The organism is Streptomyces sp. NPDC040718 (assembly GCF_055593565.1).
Genome location: NZ_JBVIXO010000001.1, coordinates 516,417 through 534,622 on the forward strand (window position 1 = coordinate 516,417; position 18,206 = coordinate 534,622).

Below are 18,206 nucleotides of genomic sequence, written 5' to 3' on the forward strand. Positions count from 1 at the left end.
GCGCAGGCACCTCCCAAACGGCCGCCGGGCACCGCACACCCTACGGCCGTGAGTACTCCGGGCTACGGTGCCGGGCGGGTTGAGGGTCCCGCCCTGCACCGTGGCCCAGAGGAAATCGCCTCTCGTGCGGATTCCCCCCGGCGGATTCCCCCGCGCGGATTCCGCTTCCCTATCGCGGCCAGGCCAGCAGCGCCCGCTCCGCGACCGCTTCCAGCTCTTCCCGGCTCGCCCCGTCGCGCGACTGCTGCGACATCCCCTGGAGCACCGCCCCGGCGAAGCGGGCCAGCGCCCGCGCGTCCGTGCCGGCCGGCAGCTCGCCGCTCGCGATGTCGGCCCTGATGCGGCTCTCGAACAGCTCCAGGTTGGCGTTGCGGCGCTCGCGCAGGGCCTCGGCCACCTCCTCCGAGGTGGTGTTGGCGGCCGCGCTGATCACCATGCAGCCCGGCGGGTGGGCGGGGTCGGTGTAGATCTCGGCGGCCTCGCGCAGGATGCGGCCGATGGCCGCGGCGGCGGTGGGCTCCTCGGCGAGCGCCACGCTCGCGAAGTCCCCGTACCGGCTGCCGTAGACCACCACGACCTCGTCGAAGAGCTTGCGCTTGTCGCCGAAGGCGGCGTAGAGGCTGGGCGCGCCGATCCCCAGGTTGCGGGTCAGGTCCGCGATGGACGTGGTCTCGTAGCCCTGCTCCCAGAAGGTGAGCATCGCCTTGTCGAGGGCGGCGGCCCGGTCGAAGGAGCGGGGTCTGCCGCGCTGTCCTGTCACCATGCGCGTCATTCTATAGCGGGCGCTAGGGAATCTGGTACGGTCCCTTTCTGCATCGATCGCTAGCGAATGATGGAGGGGGGCGCGTCATGGGCGTGCTCAAGGGGAAGACGGCACTGGTCACGGGCGGCAGCCGGGGCATCGGGAGGGCCGTCGCCGAGCGGCTGGCGCGGGACGGGGCGCTGGTCGCGGTGCACTACGGGCGCAACGAGGCGGCGGCGGAGGAGACCGTCGGGGCGATCGAGGCGGCCGGGGGGCGGGCCTTCGCCATCCGGGCGGAGCTGGGGGTGCCCGGGGACGCGCAGGCGCTCTGGGCCGCGTACGAGGCGCACCCCGCGCACACCGGGCGAGTGGACGTCCTGGTGAACAACGCCGGGGCCGCGACCTTCGCGGGCATCGGAGAGACGGACGAGGAGACCTTCCAGCGGGTCCAGGCGCTCAACGCCCAGGCGCCGTTCTTCGTGATCAAGCACGGACTGGAGCGGATGGCGGACGGGGGCCGGATCGTGAACGTGACCGGCACCCCGGACATCGCGCTGCCGGCGATCCTGGCCACGGTCATGGCCAAGGGCGCGGTGAACGCGCTGACGGTGTCGCTGGCCGCCGCGCTCGCGCCGCGCGGGATCACGGTGAACTCGGTGGGCCCCGGCATCACGGAGACCGACCTGAACGCGGCCTGGCTGGCCGATCCGGCGGCCCGGGCGCACGCCGCCTCCCGGTCGGTCTTCAACCGGGTGGGCACGGCGGAGGAGGTCGCCGACGTGGTGGCCTTCCTGGCCTCGCCGGACTCGCGCTGGGTCACCGGCCAGCACCTGGACGCCACGGGCGGCCTCCAGCTGGCACTGCTGTAGGCCCCGGGCGGGGCTGCTGCGGCTGCGCGGGGCCCTGCGGGGCCGATCCCCCTTCCACCGTTCCCAGGGGGTCCGCCCCTGACCCCGTCGCGGGCGCGGGGGCGGAGCCCCCCGCAGGGGGTCCGGGCGCAGCCCGGGGAACGGGCGAAGGGCGGGGCGGGGAGCAGCCCGCGCAGCGGCTCCGGCACGACCGGCGGGCAGGGGCCAACGGGGTGACGATGGATGTGGCGGAGGGCCGCCGGGGGCGGGCACGCTCTGCTAGATTGGTCTATACCACAAGCGCCCACACCTCTCAGATCGGCAGGCCCAGCGTGGAAGTTGTCATCGTCCCGGACGCCAAGGCAGGCGGCGAGCTCATCGCGGAGGCCATGGCCGCCCTGGTCCGCCGCAAGCCCGACGCCCTGCTCGGCGTGGCGACCGGCTCTACCCCGCTGCCCGTCTACGAAGCCCTCGTGGCCAAGGTCGCGGCCGGCGAGGTCGACGCCTCCGCGGCCCGGATCTGCCAGCTCGACGAGTACGTCGGCCTGCCGGCCGGGCACCCGGAGTCCTACCGCGCGGTCGTGCTCCGCGAGGTCGTCGAGCCCCTCGGCCTGACCGAGGCCTCCTTCATGGGCCCCGACGGCTCCGCCGAGGACGTCCAGGAGGCCTGCGAGGCCTACGACCGGGCCCTCGCCGCCGCCGGCGGGGTGGACCTCCAGCTGCTGGGCATCGGCACCGACGGGCACATCGGCTTCAACGAGCCCTGCTCCTCGCTCGCGTCCCGCACCCGCATCAAGACGCTGACGGAGCAGACCCGCGTGGACAACGCGCGCTTCTTCGACAACGACATGGACCAGGTGCCGCACCACGTCATCACCCAGGGCATAGGCACCATCCTCGACGCCCGCCACCTGGTCCTGCTGGCCACCGGCGAGGGCAAGGCCGAGGCGGTCGCCCAGACCGTCGAGGGCCCGCTGTCCGCCCTGGTCCCGGCCTCGGCGCTCCAGCTGCACCGGCACGCGACCGTCGTCGTGGACGAGGCGGCCGCCTCCAAGCTGAAGCTGGCCGACTACTTCCGCCAGACCTACGCCGCCAAGCCGTCCTGGCAGGGCCTGTAAGAGCCCTACGGCACACGAGAAGGCCGGGCCCCCCTCCACGGGGGCCCGGCCTTCTCATATCCCTGGCGCGTCCGGTCTCAGGCGCGTCCGGTCTCAGGCGCGTCCGGCGATGACCTCGGCCGCGGCCCGCCCGCACACGCGGGCGGCGCCGTGCGTGGCGACGTACAGCGCCCCGCGCGGCTCGGCGCGCGGCAGGCCCATCTCCACGACCACGGTGTCCGGCCTGGCCGCGACCAGGGCGTCCAGGACCTCCGTCATCCACGGGTGCCGGTGCGCGTCGCGGACCACCGCCACGACGGTGCGGTCCCCCGCGGCCGCCAGCACGTCGCCGGCGGCGGAGCCCTCGGGGTAGACGCCCGAGCCGGTCCCCGGGAGCAGCTCGGCCAGCTCCGCGGCGACCCCCCACGGGGTCTCGTCGCCCACCGCGATGTTCGCGACGGGCGCGAGCGTGGCCACGTACGCGTCGGAGGCCGGAGCCGTCCGGCCCGTCACGGCCACCGCGCGGCGGGCCGCCGTCAGGCCGATGCCGGACGCGCCGCTCCCCTCCCGCGGCGCGTCCGGGCGGGACCGGAGGGTCCACTCGGCGAGGGCGCGCACCCGGGCGGCGGCGTCGGCGAGCCGCTCCTCCGGGAGCACGCCCTCGCGTACGGCGGCGACCAGCGCGTCGCGCAGGCCGAGCACGGTCGCCTCGTCGGCGAGGCCCCCGCCGACGCAGATGGCGTCGGCGCCGGCCGCGATGGCCAGCACCGAGCCGCGCTCGATGCCGTACGTCCCGGCGATGGCGTTCATCTCCATGCCGTCGGTGACGATGAGGCCCTCGTAGCCCAGCTCCTTGCGCAGCAGGCCGGTGAGGATCTGCGGGCTGAGGGTGGCGGGGCGGGTCGGGTCGAGGGCGGGCACCAGGATGTGGGCGCTCATCACGGCCTTGGTGCCGGCCTCGATGGCCGCCTTGAACGGGATCAGCTCGCGGGCCTGGAGGGTGTCCAGGTCGACGTCGATGCGGGGCAGCGCGTGGTGCGAGTCGACGTTGGTGTCGCCGTGGCCCGGGAAGTGCTTGGTGCAGGCGGCGACGCCGGCGGCCTGGAGGCCCTCGACGTACGCGGCGGTGTGCCGGGCGGCGAGCGCGGTGTCGGCGCCGAAGGAGCGGACGCCGATGACCGGGTTGTCGGGGTTGGAGTTGACGTCCGCGGACGGGGCCCAGTTGAGGTTGACCCCGCACTCGGCGAGGCGGCGGCCCAGTTCGCGGGCGACCCCGCGGGTCAGGGCGGTGTCGTCGACGGCGCCGAGCGCCAGGTTCCCGGGGAAGGACGAGCCGCCCCGGACCTCCAGGCGGGTGACGTCGCCGCCCTCCTCGTCGATGGCGACGAGTACGTCCTCCCGTACCGCCCGGAGCTGCGCGGTGAGCGCGGCGAGCTGCTCGGGCGAGGCGATGTTGCGGCCGAACAGGCCGACGGCGGTGAGCCCGTCGCCGACCTGGCGCAGCAGCCAGGCGGGGGCGGTGGTGCCCTCGAAGCCGGGCTGGAGGACCGCGAGGGCGTCGCGGGTGAGGGTGTCCGGGCGGTGCGCAAGGATCGTCATGGTCCGTTATCCCTTCACGGCGCCGGAGGTCATGCCGCCGACGGCCTTGCGCTGGAGGAAGATGAAGATCACCAGGACGGGGATCGCGAAGATCGAGGACGCGGCCATGGTGGCGCCCCAGTCGTTGCCGAAGGCGGTCTTGAACTGGGTCAGCCACAGGGGCAGGGTCTGCGCGGTCTTCTCCTTGTTGAGGATCAGGACCATCGCGAACTCGTTCCAGGCGGTGATGAAGCCGAAGAGCGAGGTGGACATCAGACCCGGGGCCAGCAGCGGGAAGATCACCTTGCGGAAGGCCTGGCCGCGGGTGCAGCCGTCGATCTGGGCGGCCTCCTCCAGGGTCACCGGGACGGCGGCGATGAAGCCGCGCAGGGTCCAGATGGTGAAGGGGAGGACCATCGCGTAGTAGATCGCGGTCAGTACGGCGAGGTTGTTCAGCATCTCGGCGTCACGCATGATCATGTACATCGCGATGACCATGACCTCCCAGGGGGCCATCTGGGCCATCATCACGCCGAGGACGAGGCCCCTGCGGCCCTTGAACTTCATGCGGGCGATGGCGAAGCTCGCGGCGAGGGCGACCAGCAGGGCCAGCAGGACGGCACCCACGGTGACCACGAGGCTGTTGGTGACGTACGTCCAGAAGTTGTCGACGCCGGTGGCCTTGGAGAAGTTCTCCATCGTCGGGGTGAAGACGAAGACCGGGTCCTTGGTGAGGATCTCGCTGTTCGGCTTGAGGGCCGAGGAGAACATCCAGTAGACCGGGAAGACGAAGACCAGGGCCAGGAGCACCGCGCCGAGGTTCTTGGCGACGGTCGCGGGGCGCAGCGGCTTGCGGGTGCGCAGCTGCTGTGCGGGCTCGTTGGGGGCGGTGGTGGCGCTCACTGCTCCTCCTCCTGCTTCAGGATCAGGCGGAAGTAGAAGGACATGACGACCAGCAGGATCACGATCGTCAGGACGGAGATCGCGGCGGCGAGGCCGTAGTGGGCCTGGCTCTGGCCCTCGACGTAGGCGAACACCGGGAGGATCTCGGAGCCGCGGTCGGGGCCGCCCTTGTTCATCGCGTAGACCTGGGTGAAGGCCTTGAAGACCCAGATCACCTCAAGGAAGGTGGTGACCAGGAAGAAGGGCTTCAGGTTGGGGAAGACGACCTTCCAGAAGGTCTGCCAGCCGTTGGCCCCGTCCATGCGGGCGGCCTCGTACAGCTCGGCGCCGACCGTGGTGAGGCCGGCGTACATGTTGAGGGCGACGAAGGGGATGGAGCCCCAGACCACCAGGAGCGTGATGATCGTCAGGGTGGAGAGGCCGCTCTCGAACCAGTTGTGCTGCTCGTAGCCGGAGAAGCCGAGGGTGCGCATCACCCAGTTCATGACGCCGAACTGCTCGTCGAACAGCCAGTAGAAGACCTGGACGGAGGCGACGATCGGCATGGCCCAGGCCATCACCAGCGCCATCGACAGGACCAGGCGCATCCACTTGCCGAGGCGGTTCAGCAGGATGCCGATGAGGCTGCCGATCACCATGATCAGCACGACGTTGGCGAGGGTGAAGGCGAAGCTGCGGAGGACGACGGTCCAGAAGGCCGAGTCGCCGAGCAGCTGGGTGTAGTTGCCGAGTCCCGCGAAGGGGTACTTCCGCTGGATGAACTCGATCTTGTTGATGTCCTGGAAGGACAGGATCACGTTCTTGATCAGCGGGTACAGCAGCAGGAGCGCGAGGCTCGCCACGGCGGGCAGGACCAGCAGGTAGGGCAGCCACCCCGAGGGGAGCGGCCTTCTGCCCCCGCGAGGAGACGTATCACTGGGGCCGGTGCCGGCTGTGGGTGCCTTCGGCGGCCGTCCGGCGGACTTGTGTGGTGCGTCCTGTGGAGCGCTGGTCGTCGCTCCCTGGGAGTGCACGGTCATGGCTTGGCTTCCTCGCGGTTGACTGTGGAGTCAAATGCGCGACCGGGGGCGCGGCGGGCGGCTGCCCCCCCCCCCCACCCCCCGGTGCGTTCACACTGCTGGGCTGTGCGGGTACTGCTGGGTGGGGCCGTTACTTGTTGATGCGGTTCGCGATTTCCTTGTCCGCTTCCGCGCCCGCCTTGGCGGCGTCCTCGCCCTTCAGGACCTTGGTCATGAACTCCTTGACGGGGTTCGGCTCGGTCTCGACGTTCGCCCAGCCCGCGGTCACCGGGGTGATCTTGCCGTTGAGTCCGGCCTTGGCCATGGCCTCGGCGAAGGAGCCGGCGGCCGGGGCGAAGTTCGCGCCGACCTGGTTCGGCAGCAGCGCGCCCTTGACCTCGGCGGCGTACTTGGTCATCTGGTCCTTGCCGGTGGCGAGGGCCAGCCACTCCTTGGCGAGCTCCTTGTTCTTGGAGCGCTCGGCCACCGCGAGGTTCGAGCCGCCGAGGAAGACGGTGCCGGACTTGTCGGCCGTCTTGCCCGGGATCGGGAAGTAGCCGAAGTCGGCCTCCTTGCCCGCGTCCTTCAGGGCCTTCTCCGCGCCGCCGGCCTCCCAGCCGAGACCGATCCAGGAGGAGACGCCGCCCTTGGGGATGATGTCGGTGGACTGCTGCGGGGTGGCCTCGTCCTTGTCCTTCGGGGCGGTGGAGAAGGACTGGAGCTTCTTGTAGAAGTCCATCGCGGAGGCGGCCTGCGGGGTGGCCAGCTGGCCCTTCCACTTGCCGCCGTCCTTGACGGCGAGCTCGCCGCCCTCGTCCCAGATGAAGCCGGCGAGGATGTACCAGCTCTGGCCGGGCAGGTAGATCGGCTGCGCGGACGGGTCGGACGCCTTCAGCTTCTCCAGGCCGGCGATCCACTCGTCGCGGGTCTTCGGCGGGGTGACGCCGGCCTTCTCGTAGGCCTTCTTGTCGTAGACCACGACGCGGTTGGCGGCGTACCAGGGGGCGGAGTAGAGCTTGCCCTCGACCTCGGCGGAGGCGAGCATGCTCTTCTGCCAGGCGTCGGCGCCGAGCTTGGCCTTGTCCTTGGTGAGGTCGGCGAGGCCGCCGGTGACCGCGTAGCCGGCGGTCTGGGTGTTGCCGAGCTCAATGACGTCCGGCGGGGTGTTCTCGGAGAGGGCGGTGGTGACCTTCTCCTGGATGCCCGTCCACTTCTGCTCCTCGACCTTGACCGTGACACCGGGGTGCTTGGCCGAGAACTCCTTGTTGACCTGCTCGATCCAGGCCTTCGGAGCGGAACCGTCCATCACCCAGACGGTGATCTCCTTGGCGCCACCCGACGCGCCGGACTCCGGCTTGTCGTCGCCGCCGTTGCCGCACGCGGCGACACCGACCATCATGCCCACGACACCGACCGCCGCAATGAGCTTGCGCTTCACGCCACCCTCCTCAGGGATGCTGCTGCTTTGCACCTTCCCTCGCCCGCCGCGGTGACGTACGTACCAAGTACTGCCGTGGGGCCGGGATCTGATCCACATTGGTTTAGACCAGTACCGGGAGCTTGGCCTAGACCTTTAGGGGTGTCAAGGGTCTAATGAGCGGGTGCTCGGTCCGTTACCGGACCGACACCTGGGGGAGGGGAGGAGGCCTGCCCTCCCGCCCGTGTCACCATGTGACCGCACATATCGGAGGAGCCGGTGACGGCAGCGAAACTGGAGTCGGGAAGGCGGGCGGCGATGGCCACCGAAGGGGCGACCACGGAGCCGGAAGGCGGGGCAGCCACTCGCACGGCGCGTGTGCCCAAGTACTACCGACTCAAGCGGCACTTGCTCGACATGACCGAAACCCTCCCCCCCGGCACCCCCGTGCCGCCCGAGCGTACGCTCGCGGCCGAGTTCGACACCTCCCGGACCACGGTCCGGCAGGCCCTGCAGGAGCTCGTCGTCGAGGGCCGGCTGGAGCGCATCCAGGGCAAGGGCACCTTCGTCGCCAAGCCCAAGGTCTCGCAGCCGCTGCAACTCTCCTCCTACACCGAGGACATGCGGGCCCAGGGCCTGGAGCCCACGTCCCAGCTGCTGGACATCGGGTACGTCACCGCCGACGACACCCTCGCGGGCCTCCTGAAGATCGCCACGGGCGGGCGGGTGCTGCGCATCGAGCGGCTGCGCCTGGCCAGCGGCGAACCGATGGCCATCGAGACCACCCACCTGTCGGCCAAGCGCTTCCCCGCGCTGCGCCGCTCCCTCGTCAAGTACACCTCTCTCTACACCGCCCTCGCCGAGGTGTACGACGTCCGGCTCGCGGAGGCCGAGGAGACCATCGAGACCTCCCTCGCCACTCCGCGTGAGGCCGGACTGCTCGGCACCGACGTGGGCCTGCCGATGCTGATGCTCTCGCGGCACTCCCTTGACGCCGACGGGGAACCGGTCGAATGGGTGCGATCGGTATATCGCGGCGACCGTTACAAGTTCGTTGCCCGTCTCCAGCGACCTGCCACGTGATCACCGGTTGACTCCCCCTCCGACCTGGGTGGACGCTCGTACCGCTATGCGGACGGGGGCTTACATCCAGCGGTAACCCCCCGTAGATTCCCTGCGCTTAAGCAGATGATCAACGAGGGGACGAGGATCATGCCGGAACCGGAAGCAACAGGAACGGACGGGGCTCCGACAGCGGGAGGAGCGGCGGGTCCGGACTCGCCCCCTCCTTCGGGCAGGACCTCCCCCCAGTCCATCGCCGTCTGGGTGGGCGTCGCCCTCGTCGGAGCCCTCGGCTGGGGCGTGCTCGCCCTGTCCCGGGGTGAGGAGATCTCGGCCGCCTGGCTGCTCGCCGCCGCGCTGGGCTCCTACGCCATCGGCTACCGCTTCTACTCGCGCTTCATCGCCACCCGCGTCCTGAAGCTCGACAAGACGCGGGCCACCCCCGCCGAACGCCTCGACAACGGTGTCGACTTCCACCCCACCGACCGGCGCGTGCTCTTCGGCCACCACTTCGCCGCCGTCGCCGGCGCCGGCCCCCTGGTCGGCCCGGTGCTGGCGGCGCAGATGGGCTACCTCCCGGGCACCATCTGGATCGTCGCCGGCGTCATCTTCGCCGGCGCCGTCCAGGACATGGTGACCCTCTTCTTCTCCACCCGGCGCGACGGCCGCTCGCTCGGCCAGATGGCCCGGGACGAGATCGGCCCCGTCGGCGGAGCCGCCGCCCTGGTCGCCGTGTTCGTCATCATGGTCATCCTGCTGGCGGTGCTCGCGCTGGTCATCGTCAACGCGCTGGCGCACTCCCCCTGGGGTGTCTTCTCCATCGGCATGACCATCCCGATCGCCCTCTTCATGGGCGTCTACCTGCGCGTGCTGCGGCCGGGCCGGGTCACCGAGGTCTCCGTCATAGGCGTCGCGCTGCTGCTGCTCGCCATCGTCGCCGGCGGCTGGGTCGCCGACTCCTCCTGGGCGGGCACCTTCACCCTGGAGAAGGAGACGCTGGTCATCTGGATGGTCGTGTACGGCTTCATCGCCTCGGTGCTGCCGGTGTGGCTGCTGCTCGCGCCCCGCGACTACCTGTCCACCTTCATGAAGGTCGGCACCATCGCGCTGATGGCCGTCGGCGTGGTCATCGCGATGCCGACGCTGAAGATGCCCTCGGTCACCGACTTCGCCGCCCGCGGCGACGGCCCGGTCTTCGCCGGGTCGATGTTCCCCTTCGTCTTCATCACCATCGCCTGCGGGGCCCTTTCGGGCTTCCACGCCCTGGTCTCCTCGGGCACCACCCCGAAGATGATCCAGAAGGAGACCCAGGTCCGGGTCATCGGCTACGGCGCCATGCTGACCGAGTCCTTCGTCGCCGTCATGGCGGTGATAGCGGCGAGCATCATCGAGCCCGGCCTCTTCTTCGCGGTCAACTCCCCCGGCGGCGTCATCGGCGCCACCGTCCAGACCGCCTCGAAGGCCGTCACCGACTTCGGCTTCGCCATCAGCCCGGAGGCCCTCGCGCAGGCCGCGAAGGACGTCGAGGAAGCCAGCCTGCTGTCCCGCACGGGCGGTGCGCCGACCTTCGCACTCGGGATGTCGGAGATCTTCTCGTCGGTCATCGGCGGCGCCGGGATGAAGGCCTTCTGGTACCACTTCGCCATCATGTTCGAGGCCCTGTTCATCCTGACCACCGTCGACGCCGGCACCCGCGTCGGCCGGTTCATGCTCCAGGACACCCTCGGCAACGTGCACAAGTCCTTCAAGGACGTCAGCTGGAAGCCGGGCGTGTGGCTCGCCAGCGCCATCGTCGTCGGCGGCTGGGGCTACTTCCTGTGGGTCGGCGTCAAGGACCCGCTGGGCGGCATCAACCAGCTCTTCCCGCTGTTCGGCATCGCGAACCAGCTGCTCGCCGCGGTCGCGCTGGCCGTCTGCACCACGCTGCTGGTCAAGTCCGGCCGGCTCAAGTGGGCCTGGGTCACCGGCGTCCCGCTGGCCTGGGACGTCGCCGTCACCCTCACCGCGAGCTACCAGAAGATCTTCTCCGACGACGTGAAGGTCGGCTTCTTCGCGCAGCGCGACAAGTACCAGAGCGGCATCGACGCCGGGAAGGTGCTGCCGCCCGCCAAGAACATGGACGACATGCACACCGTGGTCACCAACGCCACGGTCGACGGGGTCCTGTCGGCGCTGTTCGCGGTCCTGATCATCATCGTGCTGGTGGACGCGGCCCGGGTCTGCCTCAAGGCCGTCGCCGACCCCGGGTCGGTCCGCCTCTCCGAGGTGCCGTGGACCGAATCGAAGATCATCGCCCCGGCCGGGCTGATCGCCACCGCCGGGGAGAAGGCCGAACTCGCCGCCGCCGGCCTCGACGGCAGCGGGGGCAAGGCCAAGGAGCCGGTCGCGTGAGCGGGGTGCGCGGGGCGCTGGCGAAGGCCAGGTTCTACGTACGGGAGTTCTCCGGCGAGGCCGCGTACGACCGCTACGTCGCGCACGCCCGCTCCCACGAGCCGGACGCCGAGGTCCTGACCCGGCGCGCCTTCGAGCGGGCCCGCACCGACGCCCGCGAGGCGGACCCCCGCGAGGGCTTCCGCTGCTGCTGAGGAACCAGAAGGGCCCCGCCGGACCTCCGGCGGGGCCCTTCGGCGCAGCCGGGGTCAGCGCACCCAGTCCTTGAGGGGCTCGGTCTGGAGGGTGATGCCGACGGGGTCGGGGAGCGTGACTTCCTTACCGAAGGGAACGGTGCGTACGCTCTCGTAGCATGTGCCGTCCGGGTCACTGTGGACGAGAACCTGGCACTTGAGCCGGTCGATGAGCAGGTAGACGGGGATGCCGGTCTCGGCATACGCGCGCGGCTTCTCGACCCGGTCGCGCCGTTCGGTGTCGGAGTCCCACGAGGTCACCTCGACGGCCATCAGGATCGGGCCCGGATCCACCCAGTCGCCCTGCCCGACGAACGCGTCCTCATGCGCCAGGATTCCATCCGGAATGGCGCGCCCGCCCCGGTACTGTTCGGCCTTGATCCCCTGCCCCGCGTGCAGCCAGAACCCTGGGCGGTGCTGGATACAGATCCGGGACAGCCACACGATGATCCGCCCATGGTCCCCGTCCGGCATCGCCTTGCTCCTCAGCACCCCACCGATGAATTCCAGCCGCAGCCCCTCCTCCTCGCGGGCCGCTATCCGTGCCAGGTGCTCGAACGCTTCGGTCGTCATGTGGGGATGGTCGGTCATGAGGGTCATGCCTCGCTCGCCTTCCTCGACGGTGCTGTCTCCGACGATAGCGGAGAGGTACGTCAGAGGGACGCGGAGTCGCGGGCGACACAACATCTAGGGGGTCACACAGACCCGGCCCACCACATGTATGCTCATCCTCGCTGTCGCCGCAGGGGAATCCGGTGCGAATCCGGAACTGTCCCGCAACGGTATGAAAAGTCCGAGGACCTGCCGACAGTGCGCCCGGATCGACCGAACCGGGTGCCGACACGTCCGGGCCTCGCGGTTGGGCCGGTGGACGCCATGCGGTGTGTACGCGATCCCGTCGCGCCCGCATGCGCCTCCCCGCGCCCCACCCGCCGATGACCGGGCCGAGCGAGGGAGAGCTCCCGCCGTGACCATCGCGCCTTCCGCACCGCGCGCCGAGTCCGTTTCTGGCGACACCACCGAAGGCCCGGGGGCCGCGCTGCTGCGTACTCTCACCGAGCTGACCGCCGACCTCCCCGACACCGACCCCGGCCGGGTCGCCGCCGCCGCCCTGCGCGGCCGCAGCGCCTCCGCCGACGAGGCCGAGCTGCGCGGGCTGGCCACCGAGGCCGCGGCGGGCCTGATCTCCGAGGACCCCGCCTACTCCCGCCTCGCCGCCCGCCTGCTGACGCTGGCCGTCGCCGACGAGGCCGCCGGCCAGGGCGCGACTTCCTTCGCCGAGTCCGTCGCCGTCGGCCACCGCGAGGGCCTGATCGCCGACCGCACCGCCGAGTTCGTCGCCGCCCACGCCGCCCGTCTGAACGCGCTGGTCGAGCACGCGCTCGCCGAGGGCGCGGACGACCGCTTCGGCTTCTTCGGCCTGCGCACCCTGCACAGCCGCTACCTGCTGCGCCACCCGATCACCCGCCAGGTGATCGAGACCCCGCAGTACTTCATGCTGCGCGTGGCCTGCGGCCTCGCCGAGGACGAGAGCGTCCAGGCCGTCGAGGAAGTCGCCTCGCTGTACGGCCTGATGAGCCGGCTCGACTACCTGCCGTCGTCGCCGACCCTGTTCAACTCAGGTACGCGCCACCCGCAGATGTCCTCCTGCTACCTGCTGGACTCCCCGCTGGACGAGCTGGACTCGATCTACGACCGCTACCACCAGGTGGCGCGCCTGTCGAAGCACGCCGGCGGCATCGGCCTCTCGTACTCCCGCATCCGCGCCCGCGGTTCGCTGATCCGCGGCACCAACGGCCACTCCAACGGCATCGTGCCGTTCCTGAAGACCCTCGACGCGTCCGTCGCCGCCGTGAACCAGGGCGGCCGCCGCAAGGGCGCCGCCGCCGTCTACCTGGAGACCTGGCACGCGGACATCGAGGAGTTCCTGGAGCTCCGCGACAACACCGGCGAGGACCAGCGCCGTACGCACAACCTCAACCTCGCCCACTGGATCCCGGACGAGTTCATGCGCCGCGTGAACGCCGACGCCGACTGGTCGCTGTTCTCCCCGGCCGACGTCCCCGAGCTGGTCGACCTCTACGGCGACGAGTTCGACGCCGCCTACGTCAAGGCCGAGGCGGCGGGCCTCGCCAAGAAGACCATGCCGGCCCGCGACCTCTACGGCCGCATGATGCGCACCCTCGCGCAGACCGGCCAGGGCTGGATGACCTTCAAGGACGCCTCCAACCGGACCGCGAACCAGACCGCGCTGCCCGGCACCGTCGTCCACTCCTCCAACCTCTGCACCGAGATCATCGAGGTCACCAACGACGCCGAGACGGCCGTCTGCAACCTCGGCTCGGTCAACCTCGGCGCGTTCGTCGCCGACGGCGAGATGGACTGGGCGCGCCTGGACGAGACCGTCCGCACCGCCGTGACCTTCCTCGACCGCGTCGTGGACATCAACTTCTACCCGACCGAGCAGGCCGGCCGCTCCAACGCCAAGTGGCGTCCGGTGGGCCTGGGCGCGATGGGCCTCCAGGACGTCTTCTTCAAGCTGCGCCTGCCCTTCGACTCGGCCGCGGCGAAGGCCCTGTCCACGAAGATCTCCGAGCGGATCATGCTGGCCGCGTACGAGGCCTCCTGCGACCTCGCCGAGCGCTCCGGCCCGCTCCCGGCCTGGGCCGAGACCCGTACCGCCCAGGGCGTCCTGCACCCCGACCACTACGAGACCGAGCGCCACTGGCCCGAGCGCTGGGACGCCCTGCGCGCCCGCATCGCGAAGTCCGGGATGCGCAACTCCCTGCTCCTCGCCATCGCCCCGACGGCGACGATCGCCTCGATCGCGGGCGTGTACGAGTGCATCGAGCCGCAGGTCTCCAACCTCTTCAAGCGCGAGACGCTCAGCGGTGAGTTCCTCCAGGTCAACGCCTACCTGGTGGAGGACCTCAAGCAGCTCGGCGTGTGGGACGCGCAGACCCGCGAGGCGCTGCGCGACTCCTCCGGCTCCGTCCAGGGCTTCGGCTGGATCCCGGCGGAGGTCCGCGAGCTGTACCGCACGGCGTGGGAGATCCCTCAGCGCGGCCTGATCGACATGGCGGCGGCCCGTACGCCGTACCTGGACCAGAGCCAGTCCCTGAACCTGTTCCTGGAGACGCCCACCATCGGCAAGCTCAGCTCGATGTACGCGTACGCCTGGAAGCAGGGCCTGAAGACCACGTACTACCTGCGCTCGCGCCCGGCGACGAAGATCGCCCGCGCCGCGTCCGGCGCCGCCGCCGTCCCGGCCGCCACCCCGGCCCAGCTGCCCCAGGCGCTCGACGCCGAGGCGCTGGCCTGCTCCCTTGAGAACCCCGAGTCCTGCGAGGCCTGCCAGTAATGAGCTCCACCGACAAGAAGAACCTCCTGGACCCGGGCTTCGAGCTCACGCTCCGCCCGATGCGCTACCCGGACTTCTACGAGCGCTACCGGGACGCGATCAAGAACACCTGGACGGTGGAGGAGGTCGACCTCCACTCCGACGTCGCCGACCTCGCGAAGCTGACGCCGGCCGAGCAGCACATGATCGGCCGTCTGGTCGCGTTCTTCGCGACGGGCGACTCGATCGTCTCGAACAACCTGGTGCTGACGCTGTACAAGCACATCAACTCCCCGGAGGCGCGCCTGTACCTGTCGCGCCAGCTGTTCGAGGAGGCCGTGCACGTCCAGTTCTACCTGACGCTGCTCGACACCTACCTGCCCGACCCGGACGACCGCGCGGCGGCCTTCGACGCGGTCGAGGAGATCCCCTCCATCCGCGAGAAGGCGCAGTTCTGCTTCAAGTGGATGGACTCGGTCGAGAAGATCGAGCGCCTGGAGACGGCCGCCGACCGGCGCCGCTTCCTGCTGAACCTGATCTGCTTCGCCGCGTGCATCGAGGGCCTGTTCTTCTACGGCGCCTTCGCGTACGTGTACTGGTTCCGCTCGCGCGGCCTGCTGCACGGTCTGGCGACCGGCACCAACTGGGTCTTCCGCGACGAGACCATGCACATGAACTTCGCCTTCGAGGTCGTGGACACGGTCCGCAAGGAGGAGCCGGAGCTCTTCGACGACGCCCTCCAGCAGCAGGTCACCGACATGCTGAAGGAAGCCGTCGAGGCCGAGCTGCAGTTCGGCCGCGACCTGTGCGGTGACGGCCTGCCGGGCATGAACACCGACTCGATGCGCGAGTACCTGGAGTGCGTCGCCGACCAGCGCCTGGTCCGCCTCGGCTTCCCGCCGGTGTACGGCTCGCAGAACCCGTTCTCGTTCATGGAGCTCCAGGGCGTCCAGGAGCTGACGAACTTCTTCGAGCGCCGCCCGTCGGCCTACCAGGTCGCCGTGGAGGGCACGGTCGACCTGGACGAGGACTTCTAGTCCCGGCCGCCGTTCGCCGTACGGACGTCCCCGCCCCGTGGAGCCACGGGGCGGGGACGTCGTGCTGTGGCGGTGCTACTTCTTGCAGGTCAGGTTGGCGGTCGCCTGCGCCGTCTTGCCCTTCGAGGGGCCGCTGTCGATCACGAACTTCTGGGTGACGGTGGCGGTCGCCGCGCCGGCCGGAACGGCCGCCTGGTCGGTCACGTTCTTGATCTCGCCCTCCGGGACGGAGAACTCGATGGTCCCCGGCACCTTTCCGGAGGTCCGCTCCCAGTGGTACTGGACGGTGCCACTGCCGAAGCCCACCAGGATCGCGGTGAACTTGACGCCCTCGGCGCAGTTGACCTCGCCGCTCGCGGGAGTGACGCTGACCTCCAGATCGCGGATGGCGACGTTGCGGGAGGTGTTGCCCTTGCGCTGGTCCTCCTTGCCCTCCTTCTCGCCCACCTTGCCGCCCTTGGCCTGGCCTTCCTTGAAGCCGGTCTCGTAGCCCCTGCCGTAGCCGTCCTGGAAGGCCTTGAGCCCGAATTCCTGGCACTGGTCGGCGGTGAGGCCGGGCTTCTTCTTGAACGCGTCGTCGTAGCTCTGGCGGTAGGAGTCGGCGAAGCCGTCGGCCCGGCCGTCCTTGAGGCCCTCGCTGTGGCCCAGTGCGAAGGCGTCCTTCTGCAGTTTCATCAGGTCACAGGCGGGAGGCGCAACCCCCACCGTGCCGGAGATGGTCTTCACGTCCTTGCCCACCCCGTCGATGGTGCGGGGGATGAGCTTGACGGTGATCGTCCGGGCACCGGGTTTGGCGTCCTTCTCGACCACCAGGAGGGCATTGTGGGTCACCGCGGTGCCCGCGGCGCCGAGGTCGAAGCAGCTGACACCCCCGCCGCCCTCCATCGTTATCTCCGTGCACGACTTCTGGCCGGCCGGGGCCTTGGTGTTCGTCACGACGACCTTCACACTGGCCGTGGATCCGGGAGTCAGCGGGCCGGAGACTTCTGCCGAGGTGATGGACACATCACCGTCGGCGACCGCGACCGGGGCGTACGACAGACCCAGTCCGACGGCCATGGGCAGAACGGCAGCCACGCGCAGGCAACGCTTCATGATGGTCCTTCCGCGTACCCCTCCCCTTCGGCGAGTTCGCGGCGTGCGTCACTTCCATGCTGGCCCGTCCGGGGGCGCGTGTCGAACGCGGGGCCCGCGCTCAGTGCGCGACGCCGCCCCGGCGCCAGGCGGTGGAGCGGGTGCCGGCCCGGCGGGGAGCGGCTGCGGGGCGGGGTGCGGTCGGGTGTCGGCGGGCCGCGGCGGCGAGCTCGCGGTCGGTGCGGCGCTCGTGCAGGGCGCCGTACAGGGCGGGGGCGAGGAGGAGGGCGGCCACGGCGAGGACGATGAGGTAGTCGAGGAACGTGTTCATGACTCCAAGATCGCCCGCGGCGCCGGAACCGGACAGTGGCAGGACTGTCATGGAAGAGCGGATTACTGCCACACTGGGTCCATGCTGAAGAACGTGGCCGTGGCCCTCGTCGACGGAGTGGCGCCCTTCGAGTTCGGGATCTTCTGCGAGGTCTTCGGGATCGACCGGAGCGAGCAGGGGCTGCCCGTGTACGACTTCGCGGTGTGCGCTGCCGAGGACGGTCCGCTCACCATGGCGGACGTCGGCTTCACCATCGCTCCGGCGCACGGACTGGAGCGGCTGGAGGAGGCCGATCTGATCTGCCTGCCCGCCGACCGGCAGGCGCCGGTACGGGAGTACCCCGAGCCCTTCCTCGACGCCCTGCGCCGGGCCGTGGACCGGGGCGCGCGGGTGCTCAGCGTGTGCAGCGGCGCCTTCGTGCTCGGCGCGGCCGGGCTGCTGGACGGACGGCGCTGCACCACGCACTGGATGCACGCCGCGGCACTCACCCGCCGCTATCCGGCGGCCCGGGTCGACCCGGACGTGCTCTACGTCGACGAGGGGCCGGTGATCACCTCCGCCGGCACCGCCTCGGGCATCGACGCCTGCCTGCACGTGGTCCGCCGGGAACACGGCGCCGAGGTGGCCAACACCATCGCCCGGCGGATGGTCGTACCGCCCCACCGCGACGGCGGCCAGGCCCAGTTCATCCAGCGGCCGCTCCCCCGCACCGCCTGCGACACGGTCGGAGAGGTGATCGGGTGGATGGCCCGGCACCTGGAGGAGGAGATCACCGTCGAGCGGCTCGCGGAGCGGGCCCACATGTCGCCGCGGACCTTCGCCCGCCGCTTCCTCCAGGAGACGGGGACCACCCCGTACCAGTGGGTGTTGCGCCAGCGCGTGCTGCTGGCGCAGGAGTTGCTGGAGGCCACCGACGACACGGTGGACGCCGTCGCCGGCCGCAGCGGATTCGGAACCGCGGCCGCCCTGCGCCACCACTTCCTGCGGACCCTGGGCACCACCCCGAACGCCTTCCGCCGCGCCTTCCGGGGACCCCGCGCGGTGGCCTGACCGCCGACCAACGGCCGGTAATCGACGGTGACTTGACATTCGGGCGGGGCAGGTCTGGCCCGGCTCCGGCGGCGGTGATGTCATCCGAACGCACCGGCCGCGCCC

16 protein-coding genes and 1 riboswitch are annotated in these 18,206 nt (G+C 70.6%); of the genes, 8 read left to right on the forward strand and 8 right to left on the reverse strand.

The annotated features are described in order from the left end of the window. Positions 1-169: 169 nt before the first annotated feature. Positions 170-763, reverse strand: a complete 594-nt coding sequence (locus ACZ597_RS02335) for a TetR/AcrR family transcriptional regulator (protein ID WP_471323825.1) — start codon at positions 761-763, stop codon at positions 170-172. Positions 764-849: 86 nt separating this feature from the next. Here ACZ597_RS02335 and ACZ597_RS02340 point away from each other — a divergent pair, with 86 nt between their 5' ends. Together ACZ597_RS02340 and nagB are read left to right on the forward strand one after the other, a co-directional pair. After that, positions 850-1,611 (forward strand): SDR family oxidoreductase, encoded by a 762-nt coding sequence (locus ACZ597_RS02340; protein ID WP_471323827.1) that lies wholly within the window; start codon positions 850-852, stop codon positions 1,609-1,611. 311 nt (positions 1,612-1,922) lie between these two features. Then, the gene (gene nagB, locus ACZ597_RS02345) at positions 1,923-2,708 is read left to right on the forward strand and encodes a glucosamine-6-phosphate deaminase (protein ID WP_471323830.1); all 786 of its coding nucleotides are present in this window, start codon (positions 1,923-1,925) and stop codon (positions 2,706-2,708) included. Positions 2,709-2,801: 93 nt separating this feature from the next. Here the strand turns inward: nagB and ACZ597_RS02350 are convergent, their stop codons facing one another. From ACZ597_RS02350 to ACZ597_RS02365, 4 genes are all read right to left on the reverse strand, one after another. Then, positions 2,802-4,286 (reverse strand): glycoside hydrolase family 3 protein, encoded by a 1,485-nt coding sequence (locus ACZ597_RS02350; RefSeq protein ID WP_471323833.1) that lies wholly within the window; start codon positions 4,284-4,286, stop codon positions 2,802-2,804. A gap of 6 nt (positions 4,287-4,292) precedes the next feature. After that, entirely contained in the window at positions 4,293-5,129 is an 837-nt protein-coding gene (locus ACZ597_RS02355) for a carbohydrate ABC transporter permease (RefSeq protein ID WP_471325097.1), read from the reverse strand. Between the two features lie 35 nt (positions 5,130-5,164). Beyond that, positions 5,165-6,187 carry a carbohydrate ABC transporter permease gene (locus ACZ597_RS02360; protein ID WP_471323835.1) on the reverse strand — a complete coding sequence of 341 codons (1,023 nt, stop codon included), beginning with the start codon at positions 6,185-6,187 and terminating at the stop codon, positions 5,165-5,167. 130 nt (positions 6,188-6,317) lie between these two features. Further along, positions 6,318-7,604, reverse strand: coding sequence for an extracellular solute-binding protein (locus ACZ597_RS02365; protein ID WP_471323837.1), 1,287 nt, complete (start codon positions 7,602-7,604; stop codon positions 6,318-6,320). Between the two features lie 297 nt (positions 7,605-7,901). Here ACZ597_RS02365 and ACZ597_RS02370 point away from each other — a divergent pair, with 297 nt between their 5' ends. The 3 genes from ACZ597_RS02370 to ACZ597_RS02380 all read left to right on the forward strand — a co-directional run bounded on the left by ACZ597_RS02370 (position 7,902) and on the right by ACZ597_RS02380 (position 11,230). Further along, positions 7,902-8,666, forward strand: coding sequence for a GntR family transcriptional regulator (locus ACZ597_RS02370; RefSeq protein WP_362465995.1), 765 nt, complete (start codon positions 7,902-7,904; stop codon positions 8,664-8,666). A gap of 129 nt (positions 8,667-8,795) precedes the next feature. Further along, positions 8,796-11,036 (forward strand): carbon starvation CstA family protein, encoded by a 2,241-nt coding sequence (locus tag ACZ597_RS02375; RefSeq protein WP_471323841.1) that lies wholly within the window; start codon positions 8,796-8,798, stop codon positions 11,034-11,036. Beyond that, complete coding sequence (locus tag ACZ597_RS02380; protein ID WP_471323844.1) at positions 11,033-11,230, forward strand: CstA-like transporter-associated (seleno)protein; 198 nt, start codon at positions 11,033-11,035, stop codon at positions 11,228-11,230. Before ACZ597_RS02375 ends, ACZ597_RS02380 begins: the two co-directional genes overlap by 4 nt. Before the next feature lie 54 nt (positions 11,231-11,284). Here ACZ597_RS02380 and ACZ597_RS02385 read toward each other — a convergent pair whose 3' ends face one another. Beyond that, positions 11,285-11,869 (reverse strand): Uma2 family endonuclease, encoded by a 585-nt coding sequence (locus ACZ597_RS02385; protein ID WP_471323847.1) that lies wholly within the window; start codon positions 11,867-11,869, stop codon positions 11,285-11,287. 134 nt (positions 11,870-12,003) lie between these two features. Then, a riboswitch (adenosylcobalamin-variant (AdoCbl-variant) riboswitch) is annotated at positions 12,004-12,080 on the forward strand. A 156-nt stretch (positions 12,081-12,236) separates the two neighbouring features. Here ACZ597_RS02385 and ACZ597_RS02390 point away from each other — a divergent pair. Together ACZ597_RS02390 and ACZ597_RS02395 are read left to right on the forward strand one after the other, a co-directional pair. Next, positions 12,237-14,630: a ribonucleoside-diphosphate reductase subunit alpha gene (locus ACZ597_RS02390; RefSeq protein ID WP_471323850.1), complete on the forward strand. Its 2,394-nt coding sequence runs from the start codon at positions 12,237-12,239 to the stop codon at positions 14,628-14,630. Further along, positions 14,630-15,646 (forward strand): ribonucleotide-diphosphate reductase subunit beta, encoded by a 1,017-nt coding sequence (locus ACZ597_RS02395; RefSeq protein WP_362064370.1) that lies wholly within the window; start codon positions 14,630-14,632, stop codon positions 15,644-15,646. The genes ACZ597_RS02390 and ACZ597_RS02395 overlap by 1 nt, the downstream gene beginning before the upstream one ends. A gap of 75 nt (positions 15,647-15,721) precedes the next feature. Here the strand turns inward: ACZ597_RS02395 and ACZ597_RS02400 are convergent, their stop codons facing one another. Continuing rightward, on the reverse strand, positions 15,722-16,705 hold the full coding sequence (locus ACZ597_RS02400; RefSeq protein WP_471323854.1) for a hypothetical protein: 984 nt from the start codon (positions 16,703-16,705) through the stop codon (positions 15,722-15,724). Between the two features lie 136 nt (positions 16,706-16,841). Continuing rightward, positions 16,842-17,051 carry a hypothetical protein gene (locus tag ACZ597_RS02405; RefSeq protein WP_471323857.1) on the reverse strand — a complete coding sequence of 70 codons (210 nt, stop codon included), beginning with the start codon at positions 17,049-17,051 and terminating at the stop codon, positions 16,842-16,844. An 81-nt stretch (positions 17,052-17,132) separates the two neighbouring features. On the opposite strand from ACZ597_RS02405, the gene ACZ597_RS02410 reads away from it, so the two are divergent. Continuing rightward, positions 17,133-18,101, forward strand: coding sequence for a helix-turn-helix domain-containing protein (locus tag ACZ597_RS02410; protein WP_471323859.1), 969 nt, complete (start codon positions 17,133-17,135; stop codon positions 18,099-18,101). Positions 18,102-18,206: the final 105 nt, after the last annotated feature.

What these genes read in the sequence shown, in the direction of transcription:
- ACZ597_RS02335 (WP_471323825.1), bottom strand. Translation starts at nt 763, where the DNA reads ATGGTGACAGGACAGCGCGGCAGACCCCGCTCCTTCGACCGGGCCGCC.
- ACZ597_RS02340 (WP_471323827.1), top strand. Translation starts at nt 850, where the DNA reads ATGGGCGTGCTCAAGGGGAAGACGGCACTGGTCACGGGCGGCAGCCGG.
- ACZ597_RS02350 (WP_471323833.1), bottom strand. Translation starts at nt 4,286, where the DNA reads ATGACGATCCTTGCGCACCGCCCGGACACCCTCACCCGCGACGCCCTC.
- ACZ597_RS02360 (WP_471323835.1), bottom strand. Translation starts at nt 6,187, where the DNA reads ATGACCGTGCACTCCCAGGGAGCGACGACCAGCGCTCCACAGGACGCA.
- ACZ597_RS02370 (WP_362465995.1), top strand. Translation starts at nt 7,902, where the DNA reads ATGGCCACCGAAGGGGCGACCACGGAGCCGGAAGGCGGGGCAGCCACT.
- ACZ597_RS02375 (WP_471323841.1), top strand. Translation starts at nt 8,796, where the DNA reads ATGCCGGAACCGGAAGCAACAGGAACGGACGGGGCTCCGACAGCGGGA.
- ACZ597_RS02385 (WP_471323847.1), bottom strand. Translation starts at nt 11,869, where the DNA reads ATGACCCTCATGACCGACCATCCCCACATGACGACCGAAGCGTTCGAG.
- ACZ597_RS02395 (WP_362064370.1), top strand. Translation starts at nt 14,630, where the DNA reads ATGAGCTCCACCGACAAGAAGAACCTCCTGGACCCGGGCTTCGAGCTC.
- ACZ597_RS02400 (WP_471323854.1), bottom strand. Translation starts at nt 16,705, where the DNA reads ATGGCCGTCGGACTGGGTCTGTCGTACGCCCCGGTCGCGGTCGCCGAC.
- ACZ597_RS02405 (WP_471323857.1), bottom strand. Translation starts at nt 17,051, where the DNA reads ATGAACACGTTCCTCGACTACCTCATCGTCCTCGCCGTGGCCGCCCTC.
- ACZ597_RS02410 (WP_471323859.1), top strand. Translation starts at nt 17,133, where the DNA reads ATGCTGAAGAACGTGGCCGTGGCCCTCGTCGACGGAGTGGCGCCCTTC.